Genomic DNA, 13,576 nt, shown 5'->3' with positions numbered 1-13,576 from the left:
TAATTTCTGATTTGAGATTTTTCCTTTAATGCTTACTTTTTTTATTGAATCATAAAAAGCTATAGACATCAATACGCTCTTACACATCTTTATATACTTTGAATCTTGTTGCTAAGCCCCTGCTTGCCGCGTCTGGGCACCACTTTTTGTTTTTCCTTATTTAATATCTTGTTTTTATTATATTTTTAACATGATGGATTCGTAAATAAAGGTTAGGGAATAGGATTTTGTGACATGGCTCTCAATTATTGCGAATCAGGTTTTTTAAAGGGCATAATCAACTTTTTACTTAAATAAATCTGAATGCGTACCTGTCCTATCAAAATGGATGTGCTCTTCGTCAACTATATAAATTAATAACCAATCGGATTCTATATGAAGATATCGACGAGGCTTTTAATTTCCTTGTAATGCATGATCATTTAAAATAGATAGCAATTGCTTCTTATTAACTAGAAGTTGCATAACCTCTGTGAACTTTCGCATATCTTTTCCACGTTTTTTTGCTCATTTTACATCCTTTTTAAACTTTCCTGAATAACTCACTGAACGCATAATCAAATATCCAATTGCTTAATCAAATCAGCAATATTTTCAGCATAAAAAACATCTTCATTGCTATCATTTTTATGAAAAGTTTCAAGCGTTTCTTTATTGGGTATCTTATTATTTTCAACGTACACACGAATAAGATCACGTAAAATTTGAGATGCTGAACAGTGTTTTATTTCAGCTATAGCCATAAATGCGCTTTTTAGATTTATATCTACTTTAGCTGCTATAAGTCACTTTTTTCACTCATAATATTTCCTCTTTAAGAATATTAATGATTATACATTATTTAACTTAGTTAAACATAGTGTAAATTATCATTAATATTAATTTCTTTTCTTAAACAAAAAGTTTTTCAACTTTTTGTTAGTCACTTTTTGAGGTGTGAAAAGCTATTATCTACGGCATCCACAAAACGGGAAAAATCTATTACGAACATAAAGACAATCAATTTCATGATACGTGACATCATCTTTAAACCTTGGTAGGTCTCTATCATCTCGTGAAGGAGCTGTTGTTCTTTTTCTGTAAGACCTTTATCTTTGCTGCTTCGTTTCTTGACCATCTTTCCAACCACATAAATGGGCTCCCTGCTTGTTATGCTTCAAAATATCTCTTGCAAGGTTGGAACTGATGACCGCAACATCCTTATTATCCAAATAAATGGGCAACCAGCCACCACAAGAAACAGACCTATTTGCCGCGCACCCAACGAGAAAGTTCAGAGCGCACACCAGCATCACTTTTTTGATTAACTTCATTTTCTACCTCAAGCCGCGTTGTTGCTGTCTTTAAAGCATTCTCTGTTTGCTTTTGCCGTTCGCTTTGCTTGCCAAGGTGAAACGCCTTGGCTAAAGCCATAAAAAAAACGGCTAAAGCCGCTGTAAACATAAGAGAATATTTCTTTAGCCAAAAAATCATAAGCGTTGCTCCCGAAACCGCTTGGCAACAATCACTATGCCCGTTACAGCCGCTAAAACCATTATGCCTGCTAATGCCCATTGGATTGGTCCATTGCCTGCTAACAAGCCACCAAAACCAGAACAAGACCCTATAATCGGGGCAAGTGCTTCTACCTTGAAAAGACCCGTTGCCATTTTCGTTTCTACCCTTTGATAATTTGAAGAAACATAAGACCCTTTTGCCCATAATCCTGCTTCTGCTGCTCGACGGTTGGCTAAACCCGCAAGAGGCTTCCCACCGACCTTATTCCATTTCTGTAATTCTAAGGGTACGGCTTCATAATCCCCTTGATTAAGCTTCTTCAACAATGTTGACTTGCAAAAAGCAGCTGTTCCTACGTTATAGCAAAACGATACCAATGCCGCGAATTGGCAATCCGTTAACGAAACCGTGACCGATTCCTCTACCGTCTTCTCAAATTGCTTTAAGTCTTCACAAAGGATTTCTTCTGCTTGCTCTTGGCTAATACACATACCTTTTTTGACGAGGGGGTGACCCGCATTGCTGGTGTGACCATAACCAATCGTCCAGACACATGCCGTATCTCTATAAGCCTCTAAACGCAAACCTTCCCATTGTTTGATAAGCTCTAATCCTTCTTTCGATATCTTTCTCATCTGACGCTCCATAAAAAAAGCCCCACAAAAGTGAGGCTGGATAAAATGATGTTCTAATCAATCTCGCGCTAATTATAATAAAGTGGCTCGCTACATCCACGAGCGCCTATTTTTTCATCTTCGACATAACGAGAATGCGCAAAGTTCCGCACAAGATGATCATTGTTAGAGCCACCAGTCCAGTCGCCTCCTCCCAACATAACATTTATGTCTACACGTAAACTGCTTCCTTGCTCCCCTGTATGCCATTTAGTCACTGGATAACAACCAGACAAATATTGCCACACATAACCGCAACCATCCTCACAACCAATATGCGAAATCATCCGTCTATTGTTTGTATCAACGTGTCCTCCAGACGTCTTCGGAGAAGGCGCTTGATTGCCGACAATACTGGTTGCTTGATTACTGCCATACATGCAAGACGCGAACTCATCACTCGTCAAAAATCTCTTACTAACAGACCAAAAATCAAATGCATGATCCGCATAGCTACGATTGATCGTAATCGGAACACCATATGCCGACTTTGCATTTACACCTGTCCCTGATTGAAGATAAATATCAACCCAAATATTATGCCACGGATTGTAAACCATCCCTTCTGGACTACTGCGCGGGCGGTGATTTAAACACCAAACAGAATTGGGCAAAATATCCCCCGCTTGATAACCTGATAAGGGATGACCTTCAATCTCACCAACATCCGCACATAGCGTATGAAATCCACCAATCTTTTCAGAATTATCCTCTGTATAGCCATCAGGAGCCGTCGGATTTTGCGAAAGGTCAAAGGATAGCTCATTCGTCTGATCTTTTAAGATGAGATATATATAATAATCCTTTCCTGCTTCAAGATCTTCGTCAAAAGTCATCCTTCCACGCCCTGGAATGCGGTAAAAGAGGTGCCTGCCCCCATTCTCACCACCATGATAAAAGCGAAAACATGCCCCTTTATTGATCACAAGACCTTTTCTATTTTTCGGATCGGCTTCCAGAATTCTGTGAGGCTGATTAAAACGCACATCCTCTAAAAAACTAGTGGAAAGAGAACCTACCACTGCCTTGTTGGTGAGTTGATCAACCTCTAGATTCAACGTATCACCCGCTTGAATAAAGAAGAGCACTATTTTGACTCCCTCCATCATTCGTGCTTTTTGTTCAACTAACTCTTTAAGAATGGGTAGGACGCTTTGATGATCGCTTTTGCAAAGATTTTTTTGTTTGTTGACGTTTTCTTTCATTCTTAAAATGAGTTATCATGGCCCGTTCCTTCTTTCTCGTATTGCTTAGACCAAAAGTATCATTGTCCATAAATTGCTGATATCCAGCTATCATGAGATCGGTTAGGAACGAGTCACTTTTCAGAGGTTGTGTAAAATAAATCCCCTTTGAATCCTGCAATTTATATCGAAAGCCTGCTTTTTTCATGCACTCATATACTGAAGCAAATTCACTTGCATACGAATTCATATCACTAGAAGAAGCATAAACCGGTTTCCAGCCACATTTTAAAAGTGATTGTTCGATTACAGCCCGATCTGCTCTAGGCTTTTCCCATAAAACCAAAGTCGATGGGGGAGGATTGCCTAACTGACATCCAGCTGTACTTAAGAGAGCCATGCAGCTCAATAGTTTTAAGATTTTTTTCATTTTTCCCCTCCTCCATAGTTTTTTTAAAAAATCTTATAAGAAGAGTTGAATTTCAAACTAAGAGCTTTCTCCGCCTTTTCAATCTGTAGATTATCAGCCGCATTTTCTTCAGTACGAAAATTGATAATATCATCATTATATTTATTAACTTTATCAATTAATACTGCAACATCATCTAAGGTATAGGTTTTCATGAATCCTCCCCTGCATACTCTTTAATTCTTTTGCAGAGAAATTCATAAAAATTACTTGCGTAATACTGGGGATCGTCAAGTGGAAACTTAAGATAGAGCGGGCACTCTCCATCCCGAGACTGCGTATAATCAAAATAAAAGGTTTCACCAAAATCAGTTGTGCAGATAACAAGTTGTTTGGGGTCCGTAAAGCCATCTCTTCTATCGAGCAAATTTCGGTAAACAATATCACCAGCAGGAATACCTGCGCAGATTTCATAAATACTGAATATTTCTTCACCTCCAATTTCTCCTCCTCCATAATTTTTTAAAAAACCCTTATAGGAAGAGGTAAATTGTAAATCGAGAGTATTCTCAGCTGTTTTAATCCTTACATCATCAGGAGCATTATCTTTAGTACCAAAATTAATAGCATGACTATGCATATCAATATATTGTGCAACATCTGATAAAGTATAACTTTTCATAAATTTTTCTCCATAAGTCACAGCGTGTTTTTACTCATAATGAGTGTTTCTAATGATCAATATTTCTCTACCATAGCCAATGGAATTGGGATGAGATTGATAAAATCATAAGAGATATTTTTTTGAAGGAACTCTTTTCTCATCTGTGTCTGTAAAATCATCTCGCATTTACAATATATGATATAATTAAAGGGGATGATCATTAAAGCTTAGAGAGCGCCTTTTAGTGTCATTACTCCAATATTTGCAATAATTACTTTTTCTTTTTTCCTGCTTAGGAGACTTTTTTTGAAATCCAACAAATAACTTTTTTGATAAAATTTGTCTTTGGCTTCATATGAGCAACCAAACTCTTGTCTTGATAAAATGAGTAGAGAACCTCAACGAGAGGACTATCTTGTTCTTGTGTCACAGGATGTAACACAATAGGCCTACAATCGACTCCAATAGGAGCTCTTCCTGATGCCATTCTTTCCACATTTGTACCTGTTATTATGTGTCCTTTTTCTTTCCAAGAAGAAACTGTTTCAGGATCAAACAGTTCATCTTCCTGATAAACTTTTTGACCTTTAAATTCCATAGGCTCAGCTGCCCCCATACTTTTTTTCTTTATCCATTTCATGATTCATAATCCCCTCGATTTTTTCAAAATAATCAATTTATTCTTTGTTCTAAATAGACTTAAATAAACTCTCCTTCCAAGAGCGAGGTTATTCCTCGCTAAAAAGCTCTGAGTGATCATCAAAATCTTTTGCCACCTGTTTAATTAAAGCGTAGCTCACTTGCTTCACCTTTGCTACTTCTTTGGCTAAAGCTAATGCACGTTCAAGATGGGTTTTGTTGATGCTTTCGTCAAAGCCTAGGTGATCACCTGCCGTAAAGCTTTTCTGATAAGATTGTAAGGTCTCAACATCACCCAATAAAGCAAGAGAGCCAAGATGAAGTAAAGCATAATCCGTATCGTTTGCTTTAGACGTGGCGCCTTTTTCCCAAGGAGCTATACCATAATCAGAGCGTAGCCTTTTAGAAAGGTCAATGTCTTTGACTGACCATTTTAGCGCATCATCAAGTGCTTGCTTTAAGCGATCCGCAGTGACTTCTGGTTCAAAGATTTCTAATCCCTTGGCTTCAAAATTAAGCTGTATATCTGGAATATCTTCCGTGTGGGTAGGATCAATGAATTTACAAGCGGTGGAAAGAATGCCCGTGCTAATCAAAAAGGCGCTATCAAATTGTGGGTAGTCTTTGGCAATTTCGTCGTTATAAAGAATATCTACTTCACGATCAGCCAATTGATAGCTTGCCATATGGTCATTCTCATTGATTTTCTCGGTTGACCAGCCTAGGCTTTTTAAAATTGCATGAGCACTTTCCATGGTGAGACGATCATCAGTGTCATCCACTTCATCCAATTCCTCTGCCACTTCAACAGAAGTTGTTTTAGAAGCAACAGATGCTGTTTGCGCATCCAAGCTTAAAATCGGAGCATTTTTAGGAAAACCAGTCCGATAACGGCGTGCAAGAGTAAGGACGTTATCAATAATATGTGCTATGTTTTCCCTTATCAAAGCTGAAAAGTTTTTATCCTTCAAACTTTCCTTATAAAATTTGAGTTTTTCAACATCCCCAATAAGAATAAGTGCAATAAGGTGCAACTTCGCAAAATCATATTCACTGTCTGGGGACAAAGCCGCATAATCATAGATGATTTGATTCACATTTTGTCGATCAGCCCAGCACAAAATATCCGCACAGATCTGCTTCAGTTTACCTTCATCCAATTCAGTACTAGAAACTGCATAAACTTCTTCTGATTCTTTAAGAACGGTATATTGGGGAGTATCGATAAAAATAGATCGATAAGCTGTAGAAAAACCAAGTGTTGAAAGAGAAACCTTGAAGGTAACAAATGGTGTCTCTCCGTTTTTATCAAGGTCGTACACTATATTAATGATACGATCTTTCTTTATAAAATAAGCATTGCAATTGTAATTTTTATCACGATAGACTGTCCAGTCCATCCTTTTTAAGTCTTCAGAAACTGTATTAAGAAAAGACAAATCTTGTAAACTAAGACGATCATCTATAGCTTTTCGCTCATTAAGGATTTTCAGATATTCTTCAGCAAATTGAACGGCCTGGTTAATATATCTCTCTACTTCACGGTCATCCAAAATTTCAGAAATCGTACCTGCTTCTAAAAAATTTTGATAAGATTTCAGGACATCAATTTGACCTGTTAATGCTAAACAAGCTAAATGCCAGACTATATCTATATTGTAGCTATATTTTTGGATAAGCGTTTTGCTTTCTATTGATGCTTGTAAATCTTGGGCACGTGCCCACTGTATTATCCGCTCAGAGATTTTGATAAGCTCTTGCTCATCTAATGTCTCTACACAAATATCAATGCCTTTACCAAAACCACTAAAAATCCCCCCCCCAATCGTATTAAAAGAATTATAAATATTTTTAGGAGAAACACACCAATATTCCTTACTATAGTGAATACAATTGCAAGCGACAGAAATCATTTCATTAGATATTTCAGCTTCAATACGGACATTGTAATTGTCATGGAGACGTATAAAACCAAAATCAAATTGAATAAAGCGGTCGGGCAAAATCAACCACATTTTTCCAGGCTCCGTAGCAAACCACCCTTGTGTTTTGAGAACGCGCATTGCTGCTGTGAGGCTTATCGAGCGCTGTTTTGGCTTCTTGCGCGTTAGAATATCGTCTAATTCCCCATTTTTATAGGCCTGTGCAAAAAAAAGCAGGCGATCATACCTCGTCATTGTTTTGTAATCAGAAAATTCTGGTACAGATAGTTTTGGGGTAGATCTATCACTCCTTAAAGCCTCCATATCACCAAGTAATGCTTGTGCAACGGCAGAATGATTAGTAGCTTCCTCGCACAACTCTTTTTCAATATCCTGTGCTTGCGCCCATGCAATCACTTTGTTTAAAGCGGTTGTGATATGGCTTTCGGAAAGATCCGGAGCTTTAACATTAAAATCCTCCTTCGCGTAAAACAGCACATCTTCATATTTACGCTGTGATTTTTCACTTCTAGAATATTCCCAGCCAAGACAATAAGCAGCGGTGGTGAGATCAGCCGAAAGCAAAAACTCTTTGCCACTCTCTCCATAATTTTTTACACCATAGCCTATGCCCACAATGCAGTCAGGAAGATGATAATGCGCGAAAGTATCACCCACGTTATCACGATAAGGCTCCCAGCCCAGTCTTTTTAAAATCTCCGTGACATCTTTGGTTTGCATCGTCATTACCGTGCGTGCTCTTTAATTCTTTTGCAAAGGAATTCATAAAAATTGCTAGCGTAATATTCAGAATCGCCCAATGGAAACATGACATAAAGTAGACAAAACAGAATGGTATTCTGTAGTGATTTTTAATCCACATACATTTGGCAAAAATTGTTCTTCAGTACAGAACTACCCCTTTTCCGGATGAATGAGAGGAACGGTTTTTTTAATGGTCAACGCTACAAAGGATGCAATCAGCACTTTCAAGAAACCACCAGCCAAAAAACCTAATGAACTTATTAAAACTGTTAGCAAAGGAACCTGAGTCATATAAGCTACCCATGGTATTCCAAAAGAATAGACTATCCCAATACCGCACACAGTATTTATCAGAAATAATATTATGAAATTTAACCGCTGCCAAAACAATTCTACCATAAAGCCAATAAAAAATGCAGCAAATGGAAAACTAATCAGATAACCACTCGTAACTCCTGAAAAAACACTAATTCCACCACGACCACCAGGCAATAGAGGTAATCCAATCGCAACAAGAATAAGGAAAAGAAGTGATGCTAAAGCTCCCCTTTTCGCTCCAAGTATAGAGCCTGCTAACATCGGAGCCATAGACTGAGCTGTAATAGGGACACCCAGTAAAAAAGGAAGATAAATAGGAGGGAAAAGACTCAAAACAGCGTAAATAGCGGCAAATAAAGCAATATAAACTAAGTCTTTTGTATTCACTGAATTATTCCTTCACTATGGAAAATATTTCGTTAATGTTCTATAATTAATAAAAAGTATCAGATTTATAAAAGTACACTTTAAATGCCTTAGATATAGAGAAAAATATTATAATAATTTATTTTAATAATATCACTTATATAAATCATATTAGATTCTACAATGTTTAATTACATCATAGATTACTATGGTTAAATTCAGTAAACTTATTGTGATACATGAATATTATATAATAAAATAATACATTCATTTTAGCTTGTTCTTATTATGCTTTGAATGAATGAGAGGAACAGATCTTTTAATCGCGAGTGCAACAAAGGATGCAATCAGCACTTTTAAACAATCGCCTATCAAAAAACCTGATGAAGCCATTAAAACCTTCAGTAAAGAGACTTTGGTCATATACGCTGTCCATGGAACACCAAAAGAATAAACTATCCCAATGCCACCAACAGTATTTATCACAAATAATGTTATAAAATTTAACCGCTGCCAAAACAATTCTACCATTAAACCAATAAAAAATGCAGCAAATGGAAAACCTATTAAGTAACCACTTGCAATCCCTGAAAAGACACTGATTCCACCACGACCACCAGGCAACAGAGGTAATCCAATCGCAACAAGAACAAGAAAAAGGAGTGATGCTAAAGCACCCCTTTTTGCCCCAAGAATAGACCCTGCTAGCATCGGTCCCATCGATTGAGCTGTAATAGGTACCCCTAGAAGAAAAGGAAGATAAATAGAAGGGAAAAGTCCTAAAATAGCATAAATAGCGGCAAATAAAGCAATATAAACTAAATCTTTTGTATTCATTTGATTCTTCTTTCACTATAAAAAACTTTGATTATTATGAAATGCTGTATCAATGGTATCAGCATCATAAGAACGCGCTTCCAATGCTTCAGCCACTTCTGAAGCCATTCTTATGGTTCGTATAATTAAAGGTATCGCAAGAGCGACAATGTTAGTATTAAGTCCCCGTGCTTGCTGTGCTTCATGTACCTCATTAAACTTTTCACTCAAAAGAGGAATAAACCTGATCGCCATAGAAATAACCATACTCACTTTTGATGGATTTATACCAAAACAGCAAAAAGGCTGAAGCCAGACTTCAATTGCATCCACCATATCTGAAACTTTTGTTGTGAATGAAACAAGTGATGATAAAGAAAAGAGGATAACAAGACGTAATATGACCTCAACCCCCGTAAGCCAACCGCTAAAAATAGTTTGAAATACAAATAGAAGAACCAAAAGCAATCCCATCGATTTAAATTGCTTTATCGCAGTTTTGAGAGGGACCTTGGCGACTCTATAGAATAAGATGACCAACAACAAAAATAACCCAAGAAGCGCTATGGAAGAAACCATTATTATAAAAGTTCCACACGCCGCAAGAAATAATAACTTAACTCCAGGACTTAACCTATGAATAAACGTATCCCTTGGAATATATAAACCGATCATGACATTCTTCTTATATACTCCTTGATAGCAACAAAAGGTACATCATCAATTGCTATCTCCCCCTTATCAAAAACCAGCACTCTATCAAACTTTTTCAAAAACTCCAAATCATGCGATACAACTATTGCCGTTTGTGGTAATTCTTCTATCACTTGCGTAACGCGATGCTTATTTCGCAAATCAAGTAATGTCGTCGGCTCATCAAAAATAATGTAGTCTGGTTTCATTGCAACTACACCGGAAATAGCAACAAGTTGTTTTTGCCCACCACTTAATAAATGGACAGCGTGATTTCTGAAGTCTTGAAGTTCGTAGCGCTGTAAAATTTCATCTACACGCTCCTTAATTTCATCTTTACTAAGCTTTAAATTTTTGAGACCAAATGATAAGTCCTCTTCAACTAATGGTAAAACAATCTGATTATCGGGATTCTGAAATACAAATCCAACTTTACGCTTTACTGCTTTTGCATCGCGCTTGGTATCAAGCCCATCAACGCTTACAAAACCGTGAGATGGTAATTGGAGTCCATTAATAAGACGAACAAATGTACTTTTTCCAGAACCATTCGCACCTATAACAGCAATTCGTTTTTCGGTAAGCTGTACAGTAATATTCCTTAAAACACACAAATCACCAAAAACTTGTGTTACCTCATCAAATTTTATAGTCCCCAAGATTTATTCCAATCAATCCGTTTTATTAGCTCTTCTTTCTCTATCGTCTCAGTTTATAACCTAAAAGTAATAATAAGCACCATAGAGGAATAATAATGACTGCCAAACTCATATCAGGCATCTGTACAGGAATATATGTTTCAAGAAAAGGCACGCTTATTCCTATCATATCAAAAAGTCGAGTCATCAATCCATTTTGCCCAAAACCACTGATAAACATAATGCAAAATAATAAAGCAAGAAAGCAGAGACAAAGATAGTTAGCGTAAGGATATAAACCAAACGCATAAGTAAAGTTGCCTTTTCTGTTCTTATGTGCATTGCGAAATTTCAAATGAACAATAACAATAATAGCCCAAGTAATCACTGCTGCTGCAGTTGCAAGAGCCATGATCCGCATGAAACTATTATCAGGAACAAGAGCATTAAAAACGACAATCAACACCGTACAGAATGATGAAAAAAGGATAGCAATATAAGGAACACGAGCAGCACTCAGTTTACTAAAAATATGTGGTGCATTTTTTTGTACAGCTAAACTATAAAGCATACGTCCATTAGAATAAATGCCACTATTGTAAACAGAAATAGCAGCCATAATCACCACAAAATTCAAAATATGACCAGCAGCAGGAATTCCTATAGTCTCGAAAATTGTAACAAAAGGACTGCCATTTTTTCCAATCATATTCCAAGGGCTGATTATCATAATAACGCTGATAGAACCAATATAAAAAATTATAATCCTCCACATAACTTGACGGATAGCCGCTGGAATTGTTTTTTGTGGATCAGATGCCTCTCCAGCAGCAATACCAATAAGCTCTGTTCCTCCAAAGGAAAACATTACTACAGAAGTCGCTAAAACAACCCCTACTGCTCCATAAGGGAAAAAACCGCCATGGTCCCAAAGATAATGAATATTCGCTTGATTTTCCCCTAGTTCAGTGACAATGAGAAAAATTCCCAAAATAATCATACCAATAACAGCAGCCACTTTGATCAAAGCGCAAGCAAATTCAAATTCTCCATAAAAACGAACATTAAACAAGTTAATGAATGTAACAAATAAAAGAACAATGAAAGATGCTTTCCAATGATCAATCAAAATCCAATGATCAAGATAAAAACCTATCACTGTAAGTTCAGCCATGCTCACAAGAATATAAAGAAACCAATAATTCCAACCTGTTATGAAACCAGCTAATCTCCCCCAATATTTATAAGCAAAAAAACTAAATGCTCCTGAAGACGGCTCTTCTACTGACATTTCACCAAGCATTCGCATAATGAAATACATAATAAGCCCGCCGACAAGATAAGATAAAATGACTGAGGGACCAGCTAATTGAATTGCCTCGGTTGACCCATAAAAAAGTCCTGTCCCAATAACGCCACCCAAAGCAATCATTTGAATATGGCGATTTTGAAGGCTACGCTTCAATTCATTGTGCTTTTTTTCAGACATCATGCCTCATTACTTTTGTTGAACCTAACTTCAACTTTTATCGAAAAATCAGGCACCTTTTTCAAAAAACACAAAACAAACGTAAAATTATTTTCTTATCATAATGCAACCCCTTATTTTTTTGTGCATTATATATATGCCCCGTTGAAGTTTTAAGAAAAAATATGCTCCACCATTTATTTAAATTAATGTCCTTCATTTTCGTTACACTAACTATTATAGCATTGGTCATTGATAACGCACACTCTGTAATCACATCACATTGGACAACAACCCCCTTTAATAAAATTTTAACAAACCTTCTGCAAACAGATGTCTATCACCTTAACCAATCTCTATGCAAGGTAATGCCTGATTTTCTATCTTCAATTTGCATTACTCTCACTTATTTACCAGCATGGTCTATCTTTGGTGCTTTAGCAATAGTATTTTATATCTTAAATTACGAAAAACAAAAACCTTTTCACAAAATGTCATGTACATATAACGAAGAATACATTTAATCTTGAAAAAGACTTCTAGAGCTCTTTATACTATACACAACCGATATCGCTTAGAGCACCTCACCCTATTAAAACAACTGCAAATCACTTGATCATCAAAATGGATTAAAACGCTTTATTATAAATATATGCGCTCACTTATAATTTCTATAGATAACGATAACATCACTTCATTTGTATCAATTTAAAAAAGTAGCGAATAAATCTAACTCCCATCTATAGAAAACTCTGTACAGAAAAAACTTAACATATTGAAGTTCATATATTTTTATGGATACTTCTCTATACTCCACAAAAACTTTTCTTAATTTTAATACTAGAAATCACATATAAAAAACGTCTTCTAATATCAGCACTCTTTATAAAATTAGAACTTCTTGAAATTAAGGAAGAAGCTTATAAAAATTATTCTACAAGTCTAACAAAATGCGTTAAATAAAAACTAATCTGTAAATAATTGCAATTGTAATAAAGAATATTTCGCAGCTTCCTCCCATTGTGATATCCACCCTATTACATCTAAAAAAATCCAAGAGACTATTAGCAGAAGAACTTTTAAGCACCTTCTCCCTATTGAGAAAATGGTAAAACAACAGCTTCAGTAACACTCTGTTCTTTTAAATCTGAAAATCGCCTCGCTAAAACATCAACTTTTTTAGATATCTCATCCAAAATTTTCCATTGATTAGTTACTACTAGAGAAAGCTCCTCAATGAATTTTTCTTGGTAAGCTAGCTTCATTTCTAGTTCTATAAGCCGATCTTCATCCGACATGATTCCTACTCCATCTTAAATAAAAAAACGTGATTAATTTTATTAATCCTCCCCCTTTTTCTTCCCATAAAAATAAGAAGTAACTTTTCAACTAATTCTACTCATCTTATTTTCACATTATAAAGGGTTTATAATGATCTTTTTTTCCTAATCACTTATTCAACAAATTTCTTTCTTAAGAATCAGAAAATGTTTTTATCTTTACTAAGTTATCTTGACACCTTT

Annotated in this window: 18 protein-coding genes and 1 pseudogene; 1 reads left to right on the top strand and 18 read right to left on the bottom strand. The window is 36.1% G+C overall.

The features are described 5' to 3' along the window. Nucleotides 1-285: 285 nt before the first annotated feature. The 17 genes and pseudogenes from ACFIJK_RS04660 to ACFIJK_RS04580 all read right to left on the bottom strand — a co-directional run bounded on the left by ACFIJK_RS04660 (nt 286) and on the right by ACFIJK_RS04580 (nt 12,074). Nucleotides 286-375 carry a type II toxin-antitoxin system YafQ family toxin gene (locus ACFIJK_RS04660; protein ID WP_375626877.1) on the bottom strand — a complete coding sequence of 30 codons (90 nt, stop codon included), beginning with the start codon at nt 373-375 and terminating at the stop codon, nt 286-288. 182 nt (nt 376-557) lie between these two features. After that, nucleotides 558-743, bottom strand: coding sequence for a hypothetical protein (locus ACFIJK_RS04655; RefSeq protein ID WP_375626868.1), 186 nt, complete (start codon nt 741-743; stop codon nt 558-560). A 179-nt stretch (nt 744-922) separates the two neighbouring features. Next, complete coding sequence (locus ACFIJK_RS04650) at nt 923-1,129, bottom strand: hypothetical protein (protein WP_375626866.1); 207 nt, start codon at nt 1,127-1,129, stop codon at nt 923-925. A gap of 116 nt (nt 1,130-1,245) precedes the next feature. Further along, nucleotides 1,246-1,473 carry a hypothetical protein gene (locus ACFIJK_RS04645; protein WP_012754703.1) on the bottom strand — a complete coding sequence of 76 codons (228 nt, stop codon included), beginning with the start codon at nt 1,471-1,473 and terminating at the stop codon, nt 1,246-1,248. Then, entirely contained in the window at nt 1,470-2,132 is a 663-nt protein-coding gene (locus tag ACFIJK_RS04640; protein WP_375626864.1) for a lysozyme, read from the bottom strand. Before ACFIJK_RS04640 ends, ACFIJK_RS04645 begins: the two co-directional genes overlap by 4 nt. 68 nt (nt 2,133-2,200) lie before the next feature. Then, nucleotides 2,201-3,259 (bottom strand): hypothetical protein, encoded by a 1,059-nt coding sequence (locus tag ACFIJK_RS04635; protein ID WP_375626862.1) that lies wholly within the window; start codon nt 3,257-3,259, stop codon nt 2,201-2,203. Between the two features lie 46 nt (nt 3,260-3,305). Beyond that, the gene (locus ACFIJK_RS04630; RefSeq protein WP_375626812.1) at nt 3,306-3,785 is read right to left on the bottom strand and encodes a hypothetical protein; all 480 of its coding nucleotides are present in this window, start codon (nt 3,783-3,785) and stop codon (nt 3,306-3,308) included. 23 nt (nt 3,786-3,808) lie between these two features. Then, nucleotides 3,809-3,979, bottom strand: a complete 171-nt coding sequence (locus ACFIJK_RS04625; RefSeq protein ID WP_375626879.1) for a hypothetical protein — start codon at nt 3,977-3,979, stop codon at nt 3,809-3,811. After that, entirely contained in the window at nt 3,976-4,446 is a 471-nt protein-coding gene (locus ACFIJK_RS04620; RefSeq protein WP_375626860.1) for an SMI1/KNR4 family protein, read from the bottom strand. The genes ACFIJK_RS04625 and ACFIJK_RS04620 overlap by 4 nt, the downstream gene beginning before the upstream one ends. A gap of 274 nt (nt 4,447-4,720) precedes the next feature. Beyond that, nucleotides 4,721-5,068, bottom strand: a complete 348-nt coding sequence (locus ACFIJK_RS04615; RefSeq protein WP_375626858.1) for an HNH/ENDO VII family nuclease — start codon at nt 5,066-5,068, stop codon at nt 4,721-4,723. An 88-nt stretch (nt 5,069-5,156) separates the two neighbouring features. After that, nucleotides 5,157-7,730, bottom strand: a complete 2,574-nt coding sequence (locus tag ACFIJK_RS04610) for a DUF6990 domain-containing protein (protein ID WP_375626875.1) — start codon at nt 7,728-7,730, stop codon at nt 5,157-5,159. 5 nt (nt 7,731-7,735) lie between these two features. Continuing rightward, nucleotides 7,736-7,834, bottom strand: a pseudogene (locus ACFIJK_RS04605) (SMI1/KNR4 family protein); the annotation flags it as partial. Nucleotides 7,835-7,904: 70 nt separating this feature from the next. Then, the gene (locus ACFIJK_RS04600; protein WP_375626856.1) at nt 7,905-8,459 is read right to left on the bottom strand and encodes a biotin transporter BioY; all 555 of its coding nucleotides are present in this window, start codon (nt 8,457-8,459) and stop codon (nt 7,905-7,907) included. 246 nt (nt 8,460-8,705) lie between these two features. Further along, a complete protein-coding gene (locus ACFIJK_RS04595; protein ID WP_375626819.1) occupies nt 8,706-9,275 on the bottom strand; it encodes a biotin transporter BioY in 570 nt (189 codons plus the stop codon). Nucleotides 9,276-9,290: 15 nt separating this feature from the next. Further along, the gene (locus ACFIJK_RS04590; RefSeq protein ID WP_375626854.1) at nt 9,291-9,929 is read right to left on the bottom strand and encodes an energy-coupling factor transporter transmembrane component T family protein; all 639 of its coding nucleotides are present in this window, start codon (nt 9,927-9,929) and stop codon (nt 9,291-9,293) included. Further along, entirely contained in the window at nt 9,926-10,606 is a 681-nt protein-coding gene (locus ACFIJK_RS04585) for an energy-coupling factor ABC transporter ATP-binding protein (protein WP_012754688.1), read from the bottom strand. The genes ACFIJK_RS04590 and ACFIJK_RS04585 overlap by 4 nt, the downstream gene beginning before the upstream one ends. Before the next feature lie 40 nt (nt 10,607-10,646). Beyond that, the gene (locus ACFIJK_RS04580; protein WP_375626823.1) at nt 10,647-12,074 is read right to left on the bottom strand and encodes an amino acid permease; all 1,428 of its coding nucleotides are present in this window, start codon (nt 12,072-12,074) and stop codon (nt 10,647-10,649) included. 164 nt (nt 12,075-12,238) lie between these two features. Between ACFIJK_RS04580 and ACFIJK_RS04575 the strand changes: the two genes are divergently transcribed. Then, entirely contained in the window at nt 12,239-12,577 is a 339-nt protein-coding gene (locus ACFIJK_RS04575) for a hypothetical protein (RefSeq protein WP_375626851.1), read from the top strand. Between the two features lie 570 nt (nt 12,578-13,147). Here ACFIJK_RS04575 and ACFIJK_RS04570 read toward each other — a convergent pair. Beyond that, nucleotides 13,148-13,351, bottom strand: a complete 204-nt coding sequence (locus ACFIJK_RS04570) for a SlyX family protein (protein ID WP_375626827.1) — start codon at nt 13,349-13,351, stop codon at nt 13,148-13,150. Between the last annotated feature and the right edge of the window lie 225 nt (nt 13,352-13,576).

Origin of the sequence: Bartonella sp. PS17NMGDW (assembly GCF_042193555.1) — a bacterium.
Taxonomy (GTDB): domain Bacteria; phylum Pseudomonadota; class Alphaproteobacteria; order Rhizobiales; family Rhizobiaceae; genus Bartonella; species Bartonella grahamii.
The sequence above is the reverse complement of the archived record's forward strand: the minus strand, read 5'-3'. Positions and strand labels throughout refer to the sequence as shown.

Excerpts from the sequence above, each read along its gene's own strand:
- ACFIJK_RS04575 (WP_375626851.1), top strand. The coding sequence starts at position 12,239 with ATGCTCCACCATTTATTTAAATTAATGTCCTTCATTTTCGTTACACTA.
- ACFIJK_RS04615 (WP_375626858.1), bottom strand. The coding sequence starts at position 5,068 with ATGAAATGGATAAAGAAAAAAAGTATGGGGGCAGCTGAGCCTATGGAA.
- ACFIJK_RS04655 (WP_375626868.1), bottom strand. The coding sequence starts at position 743 with ATGGCTATAGCTGAAATAAAACACTGTTCAGCATCTCAAATTTTACGT.
- ACFIJK_RS04630 (WP_375626812.1), bottom strand. The coding sequence starts at position 3,785 with ATGAAAAAAATCTTAAAACTATTGAGCTGCATGGCTCTCTTAAGTACA.
- ACFIJK_RS04620 (WP_375626860.1), bottom strand. The coding sequence starts at position 4,446 with ATGAAAAGTTATACTTTATCAGATGTTGCACAATATATTGATATGCAT.
- ACFIJK_RS04570 (WP_375626827.1), bottom strand. The coding sequence starts at position 13,351 with ATGTCGGATGAAGATCGGCTTATAGAACTAGAAATGAAGCTAGCTTAC.
- ACFIJK_RS04640 (WP_375626864.1), bottom strand. The coding sequence starts at position 2,132 with ATGAGAAAGATATCGAAAGAAGGATTAGAGCTTATCAAACAATGGGAA.
- ACFIJK_RS04590 (WP_375626854.1), bottom strand. The coding sequence starts at position 9,929 with ATGATCGGTTTATATATTCCAAGGGATACGTTTATTCATAGGTTAAGT.
- ACFIJK_RS04610 (WP_375626875.1), bottom strand. The coding sequence starts at position 7,730 with ATGCAAACCAAAGATGTCACGGAGATTTTAAAAAGACTGGGCTGGGAG.
- ACFIJK_RS04645 (WP_012754703.1), bottom strand. The coding sequence starts at position 1,473 with ATGATTTTTTGGCTAAAGAAATATTCTCTTATGTTTACAGCGGCTTTA.
- ACFIJK_RS04580 (WP_375626823.1), bottom strand. The coding sequence starts at position 12,074 with ATGTCTGAAAAAAAGCACAATGAATTGAAGCGTAGCCTTCAAAATCGC.
- ACFIJK_RS04595 (WP_375626819.1), bottom strand. The coding sequence starts at position 9,275 with ATGAATACAAAAGATTTAGTTTATATTGCTTTATTTGCCGCTATTTAT.
- ACFIJK_RS04625 (WP_375626879.1), bottom strand. The coding sequence starts at position 3,979 with ATGAAAACCTATACCTTAGATGATGTTGCAGTATTAATTGATAAAGTT.